15 protein-coding genes are annotated in these 18,162 nt (G+C 57.4%); 6 read left to right on the forward strand and 9 right to left on the reverse strand.

The features are described from left to right. The first annotated feature begins 38 nt into the window (after positions 1 to 38). The 6 genes from OGX94_RS10700 to fbpC all read left to right on the forward strand — a co-directional run bounded on the left by OGX94_RS10700 (position 39) and on the right by fbpC (position 7,832). Positions 39 to 668, forward strand: coding sequence for a response regulator transcription factor (locus OGX94_RS10700; protein ID WP_149384183.1), 630 nt, complete (start codon positions 39 to 41; stop codon positions 666 to 668). Next, on the forward strand, positions 668 to 2,209 hold the full coding sequence (locus tag OGX94_RS10705; protein ID WP_003830934.1) for an MASE1 domain-containing sensor histidine kinase: 1,542 nt from the start codon (positions 668 to 670) through the stop codon (positions 2,207 to 2,209). The genes OGX94_RS10700 and OGX94_RS10705 overlap by 1 nt, the downstream gene beginning before the upstream one ends. Before the next feature lie 85 nt (positions 2,210 to 2,294). Continuing rightward, a complete protein-coding gene (gene uhpC / locus OGX94_RS10710) occupies positions 2,295 to 3,599 on the forward strand; it encodes an MFS transporter family glucose-6-phosphate receptor UhpC (protein ID WP_286569175.1) in 1,305 nt (434 codons plus the stop codon). After that, entirely contained in the window at positions 3,596 to 4,627 is a 1,032-nt protein-coding gene (locus tag OGX94_RS10715; protein ID WP_003830932.1) for an ABC transporter substrate-binding protein, read from the forward strand. Before uhpC ends, OGX94_RS10715 begins: the two co-directional genes overlap by 4 nt. Positions 4,628 to 4,695: 68 nt before the next feature. Then, the gene (locus OGX94_RS10720) at positions 4,696 to 6,774 is read left to right on the forward strand and encodes an ABC transporter permease (RefSeq protein ID WP_063941285.1); all 2,079 of its coding nucleotides are present in this window, start codon (positions 4,696 to 4,698) and stop codon (positions 6,772 to 6,774) included. 11 nt (positions 6,775 to 6,785) lie between these two features. After that, the gene (gene fbpC / locus OGX94_RS10725; protein ID WP_003830930.1) at positions 6,786 to 7,832 is read left to right on the forward strand and encodes a ferric ABC transporter ATP-binding protein; all 1,047 of its coding nucleotides are present in this window, start codon (positions 6,786 to 6,788) and stop codon (positions 7,830 to 7,832) included. Between the two features lie 108 nt (positions 7,833 to 7,940). Here fbpC and mmuM read toward each other — a convergent pair whose 3' ends face one another. From mmuM to OGX94_RS10770, 9 genes are all read right to left on the reverse strand, one after another. Then, on the reverse strand, positions 7,941 to 8,873 hold the full coding sequence (mmuM, locus tag OGX94_RS10730) for a homocysteine S-methyltransferase (RefSeq protein WP_257661403.1): 933 nt from the start codon (positions 8,871 to 8,873) through the stop codon (positions 7,941 to 7,943). Beyond that, the gene (mmuP, locus tag OGX94_RS10735; RefSeq protein ID WP_001373486.1) at positions 8,860 to 10,263 is read right to left on the reverse strand and encodes an S-methylmethionine permease; all 1,404 of its coding nucleotides are present in this window, start codon (positions 10,261 to 10,263) and stop codon (positions 8,860 to 8,862) included. Before mmuP ends, mmuM begins: the two co-directional genes overlap by 14 nt. 274 nt (positions 10,264 to 10,537) lie before the next feature. After that, positions 10,538 to 11,749: a 3-(3-hydroxy-phenyl)propionate transporter MhpT gene (gene mhpT, locus OGX94_RS10740; RefSeq protein ID WP_257661402.1), complete on the reverse strand. Its 1,212-nt coding sequence runs from the start codon at positions 11,747 to 11,749 to the stop codon at positions 10,538 to 10,540. A 69-nt stretch (positions 11,750 to 11,818) separates the two neighbouring features. Beyond that, positions 11,819 to 12,832, reverse strand: coding sequence for a 4-hydroxy-2-oxovalerate aldolase (gene mhpE / locus OGX94_RS10745; protein ID WP_286569180.1), 1,014 nt, complete (start codon positions 12,830 to 12,832; stop codon positions 11,819 to 11,821). Further along, the gene (mhpF, locus tag OGX94_RS10750; RefSeq protein ID WP_003830924.1) at positions 12,829 to 13,779 is read right to left on the reverse strand and encodes an acetaldehyde dehydrogenase; all 951 of its coding nucleotides are present in this window, start codon (positions 13,777 to 13,779) and stop codon (positions 12,829 to 12,831) included. The genes mhpE and mhpF overlap by 4 nt, the downstream gene beginning before the upstream one ends. Further along, the gene (gene mhpD, locus OGX94_RS10755) at positions 13,776 to 14,585 is read right to left on the reverse strand and encodes a 2-keto-4-pentenoate hydratase (RefSeq protein WP_164563065.1); all 810 of its coding nucleotides are present in this window, start codon (positions 14,583 to 14,585) and stop codon (positions 13,776 to 13,778) included. The genes mhpF and mhpD overlap by 4 nt, the downstream gene beginning before the upstream one ends. A 9-nt stretch (positions 14,586 to 14,594) precedes the next feature. Next, complete coding sequence (gene mhpC / locus OGX94_RS10760) at positions 14,595 to 15,461, reverse strand: 2-hydroxy-6-oxonona-2,4-dienedioate hydrolase (RefSeq protein WP_126955948.1); 867 nt, start codon at positions 15,459 to 15,461, stop codon at positions 14,595 to 14,597. A 17-nt stretch (positions 15,462 to 15,478) separates the two neighbouring features. Next, the gene (gene mhpB / locus OGX94_RS10765; RefSeq protein ID WP_063941281.1) at positions 15,479 to 16,423 is read right to left on the reverse strand and encodes a 2,3-dihydroxyphenylpropionate/2,3-dihydroxicinnamic acid 1,2-dioxygenase; all 945 of its coding nucleotides are present in this window, start codon (positions 16,421 to 16,423) and stop codon (positions 15,479 to 15,481) included. Position 16,424: 1 nt separating this feature from the next. Further along, on the reverse strand, positions 16,425 to 18,089 hold the full coding sequence (locus tag OGX94_RS10770) for a bifunctional 3-(3-hydroxy-phenyl)propionate/3-hydroxycinnamic acid hydroxylase (protein WP_257661401.1): 1,665 nt from the start codon (positions 18,087 to 18,089) through the stop codon (positions 16,425 to 16,427). Positions 18,090 to 18,162 lie beyond the last annotated feature (73 nt).

The raw sequence follows: 18,162 nt of genomic DNA on the forward strand, positions 1-18,162 counted from the left end.
GCATCATAGAGACCATTGTCAGGCAAGAGAGCAATATCATGATTCATGTTGTGCTGGTGGATGACCATGTGGTGGTGCGTTCCGGCTTTGCGCAATTACTCAGTCTCGAAGACGATCTTAACGTTACCGGTCAGTACAGCAGCGCAGCGGAGGCCTGGTCTGCACTTCTGCATGATGACGTCAGCGTCGCGGTAATGGATATCGCCATGCCGGATGAAAATGGTCTGAGCCTGTTAAAACGACTGCGGGCGCTAAAGCCCGGTTTTCGCGCCATCATTCTCAGCATTTATGACTCGCCCACGTTTGTGCAAAGCGCGCTGGACGCTGGTGCCAGCGGTTACCTGACCAAACGCTGCGGCCCGGAAGAACTGGTGCAGGCAGTACGCTCGGTAGGTATGGGCGGTCATTACCTGTGCGCCGATGCTTTACGGGCACTACGCGGCGGCGAGCAGCCCGCGCAGGTCCTGGAAGTTCTGACCCCGCGCGAGCGTGAAGTGTTTGATCTGTTGGTCAAAGGCGACAGCGTAAAAGAGATCGCCTTCAAGCTCGACCTCAGCCACAAGACGGTGCACGTTCATCGGGCGAACGTGCTGGGCAAACTGCAATGCCACAGCACCATCGATCTGGTGCATTTTGCCCTCGACCACCAGCTATTAACGGGGCATTAATGTCGCGTAACCTTCGGCATTGGGTTATTTCTCTGTTTATTCTGCTGGCCTGGGGATCGGGCTGGCTGATGCTGTGGACGCTGGGGTTTTACCTGACCCACAACGGCCAGCAGGCGGCGCTATTTCTGCCGCACGGCGTCTATCTCGCGCTGTTAATTCTGCTTTCTCGCCGTTACTGGCCCGCACTGGTGCTGCCCCCCCTGCTAATGTTGTTCTGGCTGCACAGCGAGCAATTACTGAATGGCTATATCCTGCTGGCTGCGCCGTTAATTAGCCTGATTCCGGCGAGCATCGGCCAGTCATACTGGCACCGCTTTCCCCTTTACTGGCAACGCTTAACGCTGCTGCTGGCCGCCGTAACGCTCACCTCATTGCTCAATACCGCCCTGCTTTCACCGTTTATCCAGAGCCCGGCGACGTTAATAGGTCTGGCGTCGTTTACCGGCGGCGTGCTGCTGACGCCGTTTGTCTATCTGATCTATGAATTTTTGCGCCAGCAGCACCGCTATCATCTGCTCGGGCTGGATACCACCAATCCCCCACTGCGCACCTCGCTTATCATCTGGTGTAGCCTGTTTTTTATTATTGGCATCGGTACTCAGATGGTGCTGTCGCCGGAGATCGAGCGCCTGTTGCTGATCGTGGTGTTCTTACCGAACGTGGTGATGGCTTGGAAATTTGGCTGGCAGGGCGGCGTGTTGTCAGGATTGCTCGGCAGTATGATGATCACCATCGCCCGGCAAATCGGCGTCGGGTTCAGTAATTTACTGGAGCTGGAGATTTTCCTCGCTACCCAGGCGCTGCTCGGCATCGGGCTGGGGATCGCCATCAGCCGCCAGCAGCATCTGGCGCAAAATTTGCACCATTATCGCCAGCGTCTGGAAACCGAACTGGCGGCGCGTCGCGCGCTGACCGAACAGCTGATCCGCACCGAAGAAAACACGCGCAAAAGCCTGGCGCGGGAACTGCACGACGAAATTGGTCAGAACATCACCGCCATTCAAATTCAGTCGCAACTGGTCAAACGCGCGCCAGGCCCTGAGCAAACGCTCGAAGCAGCAAATCAGATCAACAACCTGGCCCGGCGTATTCACCATTCGACCCGCCAGCTACTTCGTCAGCTGCGCCCACCCGCGCTCGATGAACTGTCTTTTAAAGATGCACTACATCATCTGGTGAATGAATTTGCTTTTGCTGAGCGGGGTATTCGCTGCCGCTTTGATTATCAGCTAGAGAATACGCCAGAAAACGAAACGGTGCGCTTCACGCTGTATCGCCTGTTGCAGGAGTTACTCAATAACGTATGCAAACATGCCGATGCCAGCGATGTGTCGATTACGCTGCGCCAGCGGGAACATTGCTTGTTTCTGGACGTCGCTGACAACGGCGTTGGTATTCTGCCAGAAAAAATCCCCGGTTTCGGTATCCAGGGGATGCGTGAACGGGTGAGCGCCCTTGGCGGTGAACTGACGCTCGAATCAAACAACGGCACGCGGGTAATTGTTAACCTGCCCACAAATTTGCAACAAACCAGCCGCTAACCAGGAAAAAGTCTTAGTCACTGCGGACTTTCTCTCATCCCCTTTTGCTTTCACTTTCCTATAGTCAGCACAAACGGAGACTGCTATGCATACACGCTCAGCCAGCGAAACAGACCAACAATACCGGGCGCTACGCCCCCGGCTGCTGATGTGTATGGTAATTGGTTACGCCGCGTTTTATCTGACGCGCAAAAGCGTTAACTACGTCCTCCCGGCGCTGCAAACGGATCTGGGTCTGGATAAAGGCGATATCGGCCTGCTTGGGTCACTGTTTTATCTGACCTATGGTTTGTCGAAATTTACCGCTGGGCTGTGGCACGACAGCCACGGACAGCGCGCATTTATGGGAATTGGCCTGTTTGCTACCGGCGTTTTAAACGTGCTGTTCGCCTTTGGGGAATCGCTGACGCTGCTGCTGGTGGTCTGGACGCTGAACGGATTTTTTCAGGGCTGGGGCTGGCCGCCCTGTGCCCGACTACTGACCCACTGGTACTCGCGCAACGAACGTGGCTTCTGGTGGGGCTGCTGGAATATGTCGATCAATATCGGTGGCGCCATTATCCCGCTGATTAGCGCTTTTGCCGCCCACTGGTGGGGCTGGCAGGCAGCCATGCTGGCACCGGGGATAATCAGCATGGCATTGGGAATCTGGCTCACCCTGCAATTGAAAGGCACGCCCCAGGAAGAAGGATTACCCACGGTTGGGGAATGGCGGCATGACCCGCTGGAGCTACGCCAGGAGCAGCAAAGCCCGCCGATGGGGCTGTGGCAAATGTTGCGCACCACCATGCTGAAAAACCCGATGATCTGGTTGCTCGGCGTGTCGTATGTATTGGTCTACTTGATCCGCATTGCGCTCAACGACTGGGGCAACATCTGGCTGACGGAAAGCCACGGCGTGAATCTGCTCAGCGCCAATGCCACGGTGATGCTGTTTGAAGTTGGCGGCTTGCTGGGGGCGCTGTTTGCCGGATGGGGATCGGATCTGCTGTTCAGCGGTCAACGTGCGCCGATGATTTTGCTGTTCACGCTGGGGCTGATGGTTTCCGTCGCCGCACTGTGGCTGGCACCAGTGCACCACTACGCGTTACTGGCAGTGTGTTTCTTTACCGTGGGCTTTTTTGTGTTTGGCCCACAGATGCTAATTGGCCTCGCAGCCGTTGAATGCGGACACAAAGCGGCGGCAGGTTCAATTACCGGTTTTCTCGGGCTTTTCGCCTATCTGGGGGCCGCGCTGGCGGGTTGGCCGCTGTCGTTGGTCATAGAACATTACGGCTGGTCGGGAATGTTCAGTTTGCTCTCGGTTGCCGCTGTCTTTATGGGTTTATTGCTGATGCCGTTGCTCATTGCGGGCATTCCCCCTTCTCTCAGTCAAAGGATAAAACAATGAAACTGACGCTTACCTCTACCCTGATTGCTTCCGCTCTGACGCTGGCGGCCTTCAGCAACGCAGCCCAGGCGCAGGGCCGCCTGGTGGTGTATTGCAGCGCCACCAACGAGATGTGCGAAACCGAAACCAAAGCCTTCGGTGAAAAATATGATGTGAAAACCTCATTCATTCGCAACGGCTCGGGCAGTACGCTGGCGAAAGTGGATGCAGAGAAGAAAAACCCGCAGGCGGATGTGTGGTACGGCGGTACGCTGGATCCACAATCTCAGGCCGGTGAAATGGGTCTGCTACAGCCGTATAAATCACCAAACCTCGAACAGATCATGGAGAAATTCCGCGATCCCGCAAAGGTCAAAGGTAACCTCTCTTCGGCGGTTTACGTCGGTATTCTGGGCTTTGGCGTTAATACCCAGCGCCTGAAAGAGAAAAACCTGCCAGTGCCAAAATGCTGGAAGGATCTGACCAAACCGGAATACAAGGGCGAAATCCAGATTGCTGACCCGCAAAGCTCCGGTACCGCCTACACCGCGCTGGCGACCTTTGCTCAACTGTGGGGCGAAGATCAGGCCTTTGATTACCTGAAACAGCTCAACGCCAACGTCTCTCAATACACCAAATCCGGCATTGCCCCGGCGCGTAACGCTGCCCGCGGTGAAACGGCTATCGGCATCGGCTTCCTGCACGACTACTCGCTGGAAAAAGAACAGGGCGCACCGCTGGAACTGATTTCTCCATGCGAAGGCACCGGTTATGAAATCGGCGGCGTCAGCATCCTGAAAGGTGCGCGCAACGTCGACAATGCCAAACTGTTCGTTGACTGGGTGCTGTCAAAAGACGCGCAGGAGCTGGCGTGGAAGAAAGGCAAATCCTATCAGATCCTGACCAACACCACCGCCGAGACCTCCCCTAACTCGCTGAAGCTCGACGACCTGAAGCTTATCAATTACGACATGGATAAGTACGGCTCGACTGACGTACGTAAGGCGTTGATCAATAAGTGGGTTAGCGAAGTTAAGATGGGTAAATAAGCCCACGTTGCGTTCATTTGCCGGGTGCGGCGTAAACGCCTTACCCGGCCTACATTACCGGAAACGCTATGTCACACACACTTGCACTCCATCCCGTGAAAAAACGGGATGCGATATTTCTTTGGGTTTTGCTCGGCTGGCTGGCGTTTGCCCTGCTGCCGAGCTGGAGCCTGGACTACGGTCTGCTGGAGTCAACGCGCGAAGAAATACTCGCCGCCTACGGCTGGTCGCAGTTCAATATCAGTTGGCTGTGGTATCTGCTGCCAAGTCTGCTGCTGGTGCGCCCATTCCATGAAGCCGGGCGCGAACAGCGCAGCCGCCATTATCTTGACGCGGGTTGGGCATTTTTCTGTATGGCCTTTATTGTCGCCAGCGCCACCCTTGAGGGTCGCGGCTTAGGCTATGCCACCATCGTGCTGTTTGTGGCGCTTGGCGCAATCATGACCCTGGCGCTCACCCGCCTCGAATGGCTGGGCGGTGACCGTTTCGTCATCGGCTCGCTTACCGCGATTGTCGCTCTGATCGGTATTTTTATCGTCTGGCCGAGCATCGCCATTTTCATTCCGATGTTCACCAACGACGCCGGGGAATTTGCCCCGCTGGCATTTATGAATGTGCTGTCGCAGGCGCATATCATTCAGGTGATCCTCAACTCGATTATGCTGTCGATTGCCGTCGGCGTCGGCTGTACCTTCTTTGGTCTGGTACTGGCTATCTACACCACCCGTATCGCCAGACGCAGCGCCATAATCGGACGTATCTTCTCGATTTTGCCGATCGTCACTCCGCCGTTTGTCGTCGGTTTAGGCGTCACGCTGATGATGGGACGCTCCGGTTACATCACCGAGTTTATGGTCGAATGGTTTGGTTTAACCAACACCAACTGGCTGTATGGCTTTACCGGCATCTGGCTGGCACAGGTTCTGGCCTTTACGCCGATGGCGTTTATGATCCTCGACGGCGCAATCAAAACTATTCATCCGTCGCTGGAAGAAGCGTCATACACCCTGCGTGCCAGCCGCTGGCAGACCTTTAACGGCGTGTTTGTCCCGCTGCTGAAACCCGCACTGGCGAACGCTTTTTTAATCGTAGTGGTGCAGTCACTGGCCGACTTTAGTAACCCGCTGGTGCTCGGCGGTAACTTCGACGTGCTGGCAACGCAAATCTACTTCTACATCACCGGTTCGCAGCTCGACTACCAGGCCGCCAGTACGTTGGGAGCCTTCCTGCTGCTGTTCTCGCTGCTGGTATTCTGCGTGCAGTATATGTGGATTGGTAAACGCTCATACGTCACCGTTTCCGGCAAATCCTACCGGGGCGACGTACAGCCGTTGCCTGTGACGCTGGTATGGAGCGTGGTCGCACTGCTGGCAGTGTGGATTGCCTTTAACGCCCTGCTCTACGGCAGCATTTTCTACGGCAGTTTCACCGTCAACTGGGGCGTGGACTACACCCTGACGCTGGCGAACTTTACCAAACTGTTCGGTCAGGGGATGAGCGACGGCGCGTGGCCTTCACTGCTCGACACCCTGCTCTACGCCGGGATTGCCGCGCCGATCACCGCGATCTTCGGCCTGCTGATCGCATGGATCGTGGTGCGCCAGCAGTTTAAAGGCAAGAAGACCATCGAGTTCACCACCATGCTGTGCTTTGCCGTTCCGGGCACCGTCGCGGGCGTGTCGTACATTCTGGCCTTTAACAGCGCTCCGGTGTACCTCACCGGCACCGCAGCCATCGTCATTATCTCAATGGTGATGCGTAACGTCCCGGTCGGTATCCGCGCAGGCATCGCGGGCTTAGGCCAAATCGATAAATCGCTCGATGAAGCCTCGCTCAGCCTGCGCGCCGGTTCGCTGCGGACCATTACGCATATCCTGCTGCCGCTGCTGCGCCCGGCGATCCTTTCGGCGCTGATTTACAGCTTTGTGCGCGCCATTACCACCGTCAGCGCCATTGTGTTCCTCGTCACGCCGGATACCCGCGTAGCGACGGCCTACATCCTGAACCGCGTGGAAGATGGCGAATACGGTGTAGCGATTGCCTACGGTTCCATTCTGATCGTGGTGATGCTGGCGATTATTTTCATCTTTGACTGGCTGATCGGCGAATCACGTACCTCCCGTTCAAAAGCCAAAAACCAGGCGTAATGGAGCGCACTATGACTCAGAAAAATTTCGTTGAACTGCGCAACGTCACCAAACGATTTGGCAGTAATACGGTAATCGACAATATCAACCTCACCATCCCGCAGGGGCAAATGGTAACCCTGCTCGGCCCGTCCGGCTGCGGCAAAACCACCATTTTGCGCCTGGTTGCCGGGCTGGAAAAACCGAGCGAAGGGCAAATTTTCATTGATGGCGAAGACGTCACCCATCGCTCTATTCAGCAGCGCGATATCTGCATGGTGTTTCAGTCCTATGCCCTGTTCCCGCATATGTCGCTGGGAGAGAACGTCGGTTATGGCCTGAAAATGCTCGGCGTACCGCGCGCAGAGCTGAAAGCCCGCGTCAAAGAGGCGCTGGCGATGGTGGATCTGGAAGGATTCGAAGACCGCTTTGTCGACCAGATCTCCGGCGGTCAGCAGCAGCGCGTAGCGCTGGCCCGCGCGCTGATCCTCAAGCCGAAAGTGCTGCTGTTTGATGAGCCGTTGAGTAACCTCGACGCCAACCTGCGTCGCAGCATGCGCGACAAGATCCGCGAGCTGCAAAAGCAGTTTGATATCACCTCGCTGTACGTCACCCACGATCAGAGCGAAGCCTTTGCGGTTTCTGATACAGTGCTGGTGATGAACAAGGGACACATCATGCAGATCGGCTCACCGCAGGATCTTTACCGCCAGCCCGCCTCCCGCTTTATGGCGAGCTTTATGGGCGATGCCAACCTGTTCCCGGCTACCTTCAGCGACAGATACGTTGATATCTACGGCTATCATCTGCCGCGCCCGCTGCACTTTGGTACACAGGGTGAAGGGATGGTCGGTGTGCGCCCGGAAGCGATCACGCTCAGCGATCGCGGCGAGGAGAGCCAGCGCTGCGTGATCCGCCACGTCGCCTATATGGGGCCGCAGTATGAAGTGACGGTGGAATGGCACGGGCAGGAGATTTTATTGCAGGTCAACGCTACGCGCCTGCAACCGGACGTCGGCGAACAGTATTATCTCGAAATCCATCCGTACGGCATGTTTGTTCTGGCGGATGCGGCATAACGTTTTGTGGCTTTGTAAGCCGGATAAGGCGCTTGTGCCGCCATCCGGCAATGCCTGATGCGCTGCGCTTATCAGGCCTACAATGAACGAAGTAGGCCCGATAAACTCTCAGCTTCGCGCTTTTAGCGCGGCGATATCCGCAGGCGTGGTGCGACAGCACCCGCCAATTAACCGTGCGCCAGCGGCCTGCCACTGCGGCAGATAATCCGCCAGTTGCGCGCAATGCTCACCGTGATGATGCCAAGTTTTGCTCACCGCATCGTACTGCTCGCCCGAGTTCGGATACACCACCAGCGGCAGCGCCGTTAAACCGTGTAAATGCTGCAACGCAGCGGTGGTGTTTTCCAGCGCAATGCAGTTAATGCCTAGCGCCACCACCTGCGGATAACCCGCCAGCAACGCAACCACGTCACGCAGCAGCGTACCGTCGCTCAGGTGCTCGCTGTCGCGCAGGGTAAATGAGAACCACGCCCGCGCACGCGGATATGCGGTCAACAGCTCAGCCAACGCCTCAATCTCGGAAAAATTCGGCAGGGTTTCGCAGGCCAGCAGATCGGCCCCGGCATCCAGCAAGGCTTCCACGCGCGGGCGATGAAACGCCTGGAACGCCTCAACGCTACAATGATAATCGCCACGGTATTCAGAGCCATCCGCCAGATACGCGCCGTAAGGCCCAACGGATCCCGCCACCAGCAGCGTTCCTGCCTGCGGGTTCTCTGCCAGATACGCTTCACGGGCTTTACGCGCCAGCTCCACGCTTTTGCCAATCAGCGCTTTCGACTGCGCTGCATCCAGACCTCGCGCGGCGAAGCCCGCCGGCGTCGCCTGATAGCTGGCAGTGATCGCGCATTGCGCCCCCGCCCGATAGTAATCAAGATGCACTTCGCGGATAAGCTCGGGGTTTTCTACCAGCACTTTGGCTGACCACAGGCTGTCGGCTAAGTTACACCCTCGCGCTTCCAGCTCCGTCGCCATCGCGCCATCCAGCAGCAGGATATCCTGTTTATCAAGGAGAGCGCGTAACGGATTATTCTGCGACATGTTCTGGCTCCTGTTTTGCGTTTCGGGGTTGAGTAAGGAAATAAGCACCATAGCACAACGCAACAAACGGTAACCCGCACCACAACGCAATTCTCTGCGCTGGATCGAATGCCAGCCCTACACAGGCCACCAGGCACAGCACAAAACCTAATACCGGCACCAGCGGATACCACGGCGCGCGATAATGTAATTCACTCAATGCCTTACCTTGTTGCAGATGACGGCGACGAAAAACAAAATGCGAGGCACAGATGCTCAGCCACACCGCCACCACCGCAAACCCGGAGATTGCCGACAGCGCAACAAATACCGTGTCCGGGGCCACCACGCTGGAAAATAGCGCCAGCACACCACCGAGCATACTGACCGACAGCGCCGTCAGCGGTACACCGTTTTTCGTTACTCGCGCAAAACAGGCAGGTAGCGTACGTTCATTCGACAGCGACCACAGCATGCGCCCGGAAGCATACAAACCGGAGTTCGCTGCAGAAAGAATAGCTGTCAGGATCACGAAGTTAAAAATATCAGCGGCGTACGGGATCCCTACTTTCTCAAATACCAGCACAAACGGGCTTTTCTCCACGCCCGCCTGCTGCATCGGGATCAGCGCCGCCAGCACAAACACGGTGCCAATGAAGAAAATAATCAGCCGCGCAATGGTGGTACGAATCGCCACGGGGATAACCTTGCGCGGGTTTTCCGTTTCACCGGCGGCAATGCCGATAAGCTCGGTCCCCGAAAAAGCAAAGTTCACTGCCACCATAGTCATCAGGATCGGTAAGCCACCGTGCGGGAACCAGCCTTCCGCCGTGATATTACTCAGCCCCGGTGCGGGCGAGCCATCCTGCATCGGAATAAAGCCGAAAATCGCCGCCCCACCGAGGATGATAAAGGCGATGATAGTGACCACTTTGACCAGCGAGAACCAGAACTCCCCTTCGGCAAAAAAGCGTGTGGAGATAACATTCAGACCAAAAATAATCGCGCAGAACACCACGCACCAGACCCATACCGGCACCTGTGGAAACCAGTACTGCATACAGAATCCAGCGGCGGTAAAGCTCGAACCCAGCGCCACGGTCCAGGTCAGCCAGTAGAGCCAGGCCACGGTATACCCAGTAGCCGGACCAAGATAGCGCGCGGCATAAACGTGAAACGCCCCGGTCTCCGGCATCGCGACCGACAGCTCGCCCAGACACTGCATGACCAGCCAGACCACCAGCGCGCCAATCAGATAGGCCAGTAGCGTTCCCGCCGCTCCGGTGGTGGAAATGATGTACCCGGTATTGAAGAATAACCCTGTGCCAATCACGCCACCCAAGGAAAGCATAATCAGGTGACGCGTTTTCATTGTGCGCTTCAGTGGCGCATTTTGTTGTGTTGTTTGCATATAACCTTCTAAACGTATGGACATCTAAACATCCAAAGAAGGTTTGTTATACCGTGTTTGTTAACAGAATGCAAAGTCAACCCTGCACCAGACGCAGATGACCGCGCCGGGCGCTTAATAGCGGGTGGGGATTAATAATCAGATACAAAAAGGGCCGCCAGCTCATAACGCCTCCGTTGCCATGTTTTATCTAAACTTTGGCAACACAGTTGACTGACGGCGTTCACCCGGAAGTGGGAATCAAATCTCCCCACTCCCACAACCGGATGAGTGCTTAAGCACCGCTGACCGGGAACGGCATCTGCGATTTGCGGCTCATCAGAATAAATACCGCCAGGCCTGCCAGCAAAATGCCCGGCGCAGAAGCCGCCATCACCCCTACCGTTCCGGTACCGAGCGCTAACATTTTCCCTGCCAGCAGCGGGCCGCTCATCGCCCCCAGACGCCCGACTGCGACGGCGGTTCCCACGCCTGTGGCGCGGATCTGCGTGCTGTAAAACAGCGGCGCCAGCGCATACAACACGCTTTGCCCGCCGGTGGCGAACATCCCCGCCACAAATCCCGCCATTAGCATGCCGCTCAATGACGACACCGTACCCAGCGCCAGCAGTGAAGCCAACATCCCAGTGTAGATCAGCAGCGACATCACCACCGGGCGCAGTTTATCCATTAACGCCCCGAGAATTAACGTGCCGCTGGCCGCGCCAATTTGCAGAGCAAACATTACGCCTGCCGCCTGCGATGGCCGAAAGCCCTGCTCCACCAGCAGCATTGGCAGCCAGTTGATCAGCATATACACCACCAGCAGGGTGAAGAAATAGCACAACCACAGCAGCAGTGTGGCACTCGCCGTCGCTGGCGCAAACAGGGCCCGCAGCGGTGCGACGGCCACTTGCGTTTGTTGGGTATAAACCTGTGATTCCGGCAGCCAGCGCATCAACAGCGGCACCAGCAGCAGCGGGATCACCCCGCCTACCCAAAACACCGTTTGCCAGGCGGAGGCAAGACCGCTAAACCCGAGCGCTGCCGCCAGCGCCGCGCCAATCGGCACACCACAGTACATCAGACTCACCGCCGTACCTCGAAAACGCGGGCCCGCCGCCTCGGAGGTCAGCGCGATCAGGTTCGGCAACGCCGCGCCCAGCCCGACACCGGTCATCAGACGGGCAAATACCAGCGATGAGAAATCCCAGGAAATCGCCGTCGCCAGCGAGAACAGGCCGAACAGCGCCACAGAGGCAATGAGAATACGCTTGCGGCCGTAGCGGTCAGCCAGCATGCCACCCACCAACGCGCCGGGCAGTAGCCCGAGAATGCCTGCGCTGAAGATCCAACCCATCTGCATTTTATCCAGCGCAAACGCGTGGGCGATACCGACGGCAGCGATACCGGCGGCCTGTAAATCCAGCCCTTCCATCAGGGCAACTAAAAAGCAAAGCCCAACGGTCAACGTCAGGCGGTAAGATGCGGAGGTACGGGTCGTCATAAGATGTCCCTCTGAGGTCACGATGCAGGTGAATCGCGGCTGATACGTTGCCAGCCGCGTAATCATTTTTTATTTGCGGTTGCGCAGGTCCAGCGCCACGTCGACGATCATATCTTCCTGGCCGCCCACCATCCGACGTTTGCCCAGTTCCACCAGAATATCTACTGCGCTCAGGCCATAGCGTGCTGCTGCCACTTCGCAATGACGCAGGAAGCTGGAGTACACCCCGGCATAGCCCAGCGCCAGCGTTTCACGCTCCACCCGCACCGGGCGGTCTTGTAGTGGACGCACTAAATCGTCGGCGGCGTCCATCAGTGCGTAGAGATCGGTTCCATGCTGCCAGCCGAGTTTTTCCGCAGCGGCGATAAACACTTCCAATGGCGCGTTGCCCGCGCCTGCGCCCATCCCGGCCAGGCTAGCGTCGATACGGTCACACCCCTCTTCTACCGCGGCAATGGAGTTCGCCACGCCAAGACTCAGGTTGTGATGCGCATGCATTCCGGTTTCCGTCTCCGGCTTCAGCACCGCTTTCAGTGCGCGGAAGCGGGCGCGAATATCGCTCATGTTCATTGCGCCGCCGGAATCGACCACATAAATACAGGTCGCGCCGTAGTTTTCCATCAGCTTCGCCTGCTGTGCCAGGTTCTCCGGTGTGGTCATATGGCTCATCATCAGAAAGCCGACGGTATCCATGCCAAGCTCACGCGCATACTGAATATGCTGGGCCGACACGTCTGCTTCAGTGCAGTGGGTCGCCACGCGCACTACCCGTGCGCCGGCCTGATATGCATTTTTCAGATCATGAATAGTGCCGATACCCGGCAGCAACAGCGTGGCAATTTTGGCATGCTTCACCACGTCCGCCGCCGCTTCAATCCACTCCAGATCGCTGTGCGCACCAAAGCCGTAGTTAAAGCTGGAACCTTGTAAACCGTCGCCGTGGGCCACTTCAATAGAATCAACCCGTGCGTCGTCCAGCGCTTTGGCTATCTGGCGCACATTCTCCAGCGAATATTGATGACGAATAGCGTGCATACCGTCGCGCAGGGTCACGTCAGAGATATAGAGTTTTTTACTGTTCATGCTGCTTCTCCTGCCTGACGAGCGAGGGACTGCGCCATCTTCTCAGCGGTCGCCAGCGCGCTGGAGGTCATAATGTCGAGGTTGCCCGCGTAGGCTGGTAAATAGTGCGCCGCGCCTTCCACTTCCAGATACACCGCAGTTTTCAGCCCAGAGAACTGGCCGATACCCGGCAGATTCACCGGTTTATCTTCCGGGATGACTTCAAACTGGACACGCTGTTTCAGGCGATAGCCCGGCACGTAGGCCTGCACCGCCGCCGCCATCTCATTAATAGACGCTTCAACTTCAACCTCAGAGGCCGCTTCGCTCAGCACATACACCGTGTCACGCATCATCAGCGGCGGCTCGGCCGGGTTAAGGACAATAATGGCTTTGCCTTTTGCCGCGCCGCCGACCACTTCAATCGCCTTCGAGGTAGTTTCGGTAAACTCGTCGATATTGGCGCGGGTACCCGGCCCCGCCGATTTACTGGCGATCGAGGCGATAATCTCGGCGTAATGGACTTTTGCAACGCGAGAAACTGCCGCCACCATTGGGATGGTTGCCTGTCCGCCGCAGGTCACCATATTGACGTTCTGCTGATCAACGTTGGCTGCCAGATTCACCACCGGCACGCAGTAAGGACCGATTGCCGCGGGCGTCAGATCGATCAGGCGGATGCCTGGTTTAACGGCACGTAGCGCGGCATCGTTCTTCACATGCGCGCCTGCGCTGGTGGCGTCAAACACGATGTCGATATCGGCGAATTCCGGCATTGCGATAAGCCCTGTCACCCCTTCATGGGTGGTGGCAACGCCCATGCGTCGGGCACGCGCCAGGCCATCAGATTCTGGATCGATACCGACCATCACCGCCATTTCCAGATGCACGCCGTGACGCAGAATTTTTATCATCAAATCGGTACCGATGTTGCCGGAGCCGATAATGGCGACTTTACGCTTACTCATGACTGACTTCCTTTTGTATCCGCCGCTGAAAAGGTGGCGGCGACTGAACCAATACCGTCGATATGGGCTTCAAAACAATCGCCCGCATTCACCGCCACCATCGGGCCTAACGCTCCGGTGAGAATAATGTCTCCGGCACGCAGCGGCTCGCCGAGGCTGGCCATTTTGCGCGCCAGCCAGACGGCGGCGTTGATCGGATGTCCCAGGCATTCGCTGCCGCGCCCGCTGGAGACCTCTTCGTTGTTGCGCGTCATTTTCATCGCGCAGTTTTTCAGATCTAATCCTGCCGGACGCTGGGCCGGACCGCCGACCACATACACGCCACAGGAGGCGTTATCCGCCACGGTATCAACAAATTTGATCGACCAGTCGCGGATACGGCTGCCGACCACTTCCAGCGCGGGAAGTACCCACTCTATGGCGTTGTAAAGCTCGTCAAAAGTGGTGTCGGTATTGGGCAGATCGCGGTTCAGCACCAGCGCAATTTCGGCTTCAATACGCGGTTGCAGCACACGGGAAAACGGGATGGTTTCGTTATCGCCATAACACATATCAGCAAACAGCGTACCGAAGTCCGGTTGATCGACACCCAGCTGTTGCTGCACTTTCGGGTGCGTCAGCCCCACTTTGCGCCCGACCACGCGACGCCCGCGCGCCACGTCGTACTGCACGTTGATGCGCTGAATGGCGTAGGCCGCTTCGGCGTTATCCACACCAATCAATTCACGCAGTGGGGCGATGGCTTCCCCTTTTTCTTCAGCCTGACGTAAATCGGCGGCTAGCTGCTCAAGATTACGATTCGTCATGTCCGTTCCTTAAGGGCGTGTGAGGAAATTCAGCACCAGCTGGTTAAAGGCATCCGCATGCTCCCACTGCGCCCAGTGTCCGCAGTCGCGGTAGATATGCAGCTCAGAACCGGCAATTCCGGAGAGCAGGCGCAGACCGGCATCCATCGGTACGAAGCGGTCATTGCGTCCCCAGACAATCAGGGTCTGGGCTTTGATTTCACCCAGACGCGGGCTGAAATCCGGGAACTGTTTCGGGTTGGCCTCCAGACTCTGGACAAAGTTTTCCAGGTGATCGCGGCGCGACAGCATGTTATTCAGCCGCGCCTCAAACAACGCCTCGGTCAGGTCGCTGGTGTCGAAGACAAAGATCTCCATCATCAGCTTCAGGTTCTCGATGGTCGGCTCACGATACAGCTGATTCAGGCGCTTGATACCTTCGGTCGGCATCGGGGTAAACAGGCTCATGCCGCCCGTTCCGCCGCCCATTAGCACCAGTTTGCCCACACGCTCCGGCCAGCTCAGGGTAAACGCCACAGCACTGTGACCGCCCATCGAGTTACCCAGCAGGTGGACTGTTTGAATATCCAACTGATCGACCACGCTTTTCAGGATTCGAGCGTTGAGATCGGATCGCGAACCGCGGTTAACGATCCCATCGCTTTTGCCCCAGCCAGGACAATCCAACAGGATCACTCGGTATCCGGCCTGTACCAGCGGATCGATATTTCGGCTGAAGTTTGCCCAGCCCGTCGCGCCAGGACCGGATCCGTGCAGCAGCACGACGGTCTCTTCGCCCTGCCCACAGTCATTGAAATGCACGCGTAGGGTTTCGCCTGCTTCCTGCACCTCCAGAAAACGACTGGTAGCGGCTTCGGTTTGCGATTGGTAAGTCATGATGTTCTCCTGCATATTTAGTTCTGCGTAGTGGCGCTCAGGGAGCCGAATCCGGCGATCCACTCCGGGATCGGGCGGTAATAACGGCCTTCGCTGCGCCAGTTGCCAAAGGCAGAAATGGCGGCAAAGGCGGCAACCCAGGTTTTAACTTCGTGCGTTGATTTGCCCGCCATCGCGGACAACTCTTCGTTACTGACCGCGTCCAGCTCCTGCAAACGCCCCTGCTCAAGCAGCGTCATAAAACGGTTATCCCAGACGGGGTTAAGCGGGTGCAGCGTGTTTTGATCGACCACAAACTTCTCGGCGGCGCTGATCACCCGCTGCTGGCGCAGCTCACGCTCGTTTTCAGGCAACTGTTTGCCGCTACCGAGCAGGCGGTCGCGCATATGGGCATCGGCCTTCGCCAGTTCCGGTACCGGCGGCTGATGCGACAGACCACCGGAGCCTAAAAACAGCACGCGCTTATTCAGCGAGCTGGCGAAACGGCCAATCGCTTCACCGAGCATGCGGGTGCGCTGAAAGCCCGGCAGCGGCGCGGCGACGCCGTTAATAAACACTGGCAGCACCGGCACCTTATCCAGGCCGCCGAGCAAAAACTCCAGCGGCTGCGCGAAGCCATGATCGACCTGCATGTTGTAGGACACGGCGAGATCGATACCGCTTTTCATTACCGCGTGGGCGCAGGCTTCAGCCAGATCTGTCGGAACCGGCAATTCCCCCGCCGCGCTACCAAAATCGCCGATCGCCGTAGCGCCAACGCCTAAACAGAACGGCGGCATCACGTCGTAGAAAAATCCGTTGTAGTGATCGGGGGCAAACAGCACGACCAGTTCAGGTTCGAACGCCGCAATACGTGCCCGAGCGCTGGCGATCACGCCGTTAACCTCGTCGAGCACAGCCTGTGCCGGGTCGACATAGCCCACCAGCGGCGAGTGGGAAAGACAGTGAAGATAAGCGTGCATATCAGGCAACCTTTTCAACAGGAATGTCGGCAGTAGCGCGAGTGAGCGTCATCACCGACGCCAGTTTATTCAGGGTGCTGCCCAGGGTTTGCGGAATGGCGATGGCGGCCACGAAGCGGTCCGGGCGCATGACTACCAGCGCGGCGTTGTGCTGGGCAAACCACGCGCGCAGGCGGTTTTGCGTATCGCCTATGCGGGTAACGCCGTCGTGGTTATCCTGATCGGTATGTATCTGCGTATCCGGCACGACCTGGATAAAACGCGTCCCCAGCGCCTGCCACTGTTGGATCTGCGCCTCGCTCATGCCCCATAGTGGGTTACAGCCCCAGCCAATCACCGCGAAATTCGGTCCGATGACGTTGTCGAGCAACGTCACTTCGCCCGATTCCAGCGTCACCTTCGGCTGGATAAACATCTTGCCGACCGGTGAAGTTTTCGCGTTGCCTTCACGCACCAGCGCCCCGGCGTGGTACTGCGGCATCGGCTTAAAGCGCATTTCAAGGAAGTAGCGTTTGACCGGCGGAATATAGTTCAGCAGCCAGGAAACCCCATCGCGCACCGCACCATGCCAGCGTTTGGGCGGCGCAAGTACGTTGCCAGCGGTCACGGAGAGGTCGATCATCGCTTTGGCGTGGTCGCGGCGTTCCTGCTGGTAGGTATCCAACAGCGCATCGCCGGCTTTACCGTTAATCACCAGCGCCAGTTTCCATGCCAGGTTGAAAGCATCGCGCATGCCGCTGTTGTATCCCTGACCCTGCCAGACCGGCATAATGTGCGCCGCATCGCCCGCCAGCAGCACGCGGTCAATACGAAAACGTTCGGCCAGACGGGCGTTATGGGTATACACGCGCTGGCGGATCAGCTCGACGTTGTCCGGGTTCGGCAGCACTTTGCTCAAGAGCTGACGCATATTCTGCGGCTCGCTAAGCTGCGCTTCAGTTTCCCCCGGCATCACCATAAATTCGAAACGGCGCACCGCGTGCGGCAGTGCGGCGGAGACGTACGGGCGCACCGGATCGCAGCACAGATACACATGCGGCGTGCTGAGCGGATCGTTGGCGATATCCACTACAATCCACTGATTCGGCGCGGTTTTACCTTCAAACGGCACGTTCAGCGAGCGTCTGACGTTGCTGCCACCGCCGTCACAGGCCACCAGCCACTGGGCCTTCACCGTTTCACGTTGATCGTCCGGCGCTTTCAGATTTAGCGTCACTTCGCCGTTTTGCTGGCTGAAGGCCTCCAGTTCGCGGGAGAACAGGCAGCGCACGTTGGGAAAACGCGACAACCCTTCCAGCATCACCGCGTCCACCTGTGGCTGAATAAACGCATTGCGGCGCGACCAGCCAAATTCGTCGGTCATCGGCTGGATATCAGCAAAGCAGCGGCCTTTCGGGGTGAGAAAACGCATTGCGTGCCACGGCGTGGTGTGCGGCAAAACGCGCTCGACCAGCCCCACAGACTGCATAGTGCGCAGCGCTTCATCGTCAATGCCGATGGCGCGAGGATAGTCGATCAGCGTGTCGAGCTTCTCCACTACCAACACCTCAATGCCCATCTGGCCAAGATAGTTGGCCATCATCAGCCCTACCGGACCAGCGCCGGCAATCGCCACCTGCGCGGTATGCTGCACAGCGGGTTGGATATCCGGGTTTTTTGTTGTCATTTCAGAACCTCACGACTCGGACAAAACGCAATTGCAGACCCTGGTGAGGCGCAATCTGTTTTGTTAAAAATAT

Origin of the sequence: Citrobacter sp. Cpo037 (genome assembly GCF_030332945.1) — a bacterium.
GTDB classification, from domain to species: Bacteria; Pseudomonadota; Gammaproteobacteria; order Enterobacterales; family Enterobacteriaceae; genus Citrobacter; species Citrobacter portucalensis.

Bases quoted from the DNA above. Each gene is read 5' to 3' on its own strand.
- mhpB (WP_063941281.1), bottom strand. From the start codon at position 16,423: ATGCACGCTTATCTTCACTGTCTTTCCCACTCGCCGCTGGTGGGCTAT.
- mhpE (WP_286569180.1), bottom strand. From the start codon at position 12,832: ATGAACAGTAAAAAACTCTATATCTCTGACGTGACCCTGCGCGACGGT.
- uhpC (WP_286569175.1), top strand. From the start codon at position 2,295: ATGCATACACGCTCAGCCAGCGAAACAGACCAACAATACCGGGCGCTA.
- OGX94_RS10700 (WP_149384183.1), top strand. From the start codon at position 39: ATGATTCATGTTGTGCTGGTGGATGACCATGTGGTGGTGCGTTCCGGC.
- OGX94_RS10705 (WP_003830934.1), top strand. From the start codon at position 668: ATGTCGCGTAACCTTCGGCATTGGGTTATTTCTCTGTTTATTCTGCTG.
- mhpC (WP_126955948.1), bottom strand. From the start codon at position 15,461: ATGACTTACCAATCGCAAACCGAAGCCGCTACCAGTCGTTTTCTGGAG.
- fbpC (WP_003830930.1), top strand. From the start codon at position 6,786: ATGACTCAGAAAAATTTCGTTGAACTGCGCAACGTCACCAAACGATTT.
- OGX94_RS10770 (WP_257661401.1), bottom strand. From the start codon at position 18,089: ATGACAACAAAAAACCCGGATATCCAACCCGCTGTGCAGCATACCGCG.
- mhpD (WP_164563065.1), bottom strand. From the start codon at position 14,585: ATGACGAATCGTAATCTTGAGCAGCTAGCCGCCGATTTACGTCAGGCT.
- mmuM (WP_257661403.1), bottom strand. From the start codon at position 8,873: ATGTCGCAGAATAATCCGTTACGCGCTCTCCTTGATAAACAGGATATC.
- OGX94_RS10715 (WP_003830932.1), top strand. From the start codon at position 3,596: ATGAAACTGACGCTTACCTCTACCCTGATTGCTTCCGCTCTGACGCTG.
- OGX94_RS10720 (WP_063941285.1), top strand. From the start codon at position 4,696: ATGTCACACACACTTGCACTCCATCCCGTGAAAAAACGGGATGCGATA.
- mhpT (WP_257661402.1), bottom strand. From the start codon at position 11,749: ATGACGACCCGTACCTCCGCATCTTACCGCCTGACGTTGACCGTTGGG.
- mhpF (WP_003830924.1), bottom strand. From the start codon at position 13,779: ATGAGTAAGCGTAAAGTCGCCATTATCGGCTCCGGCAACATCGGTACC.
- mmuP (WP_001373486.1), bottom strand. From the start codon at position 10,263: ATGCAAACAACACAACAAAATGCGCCACTGAAGCGCACAATGAAAACG.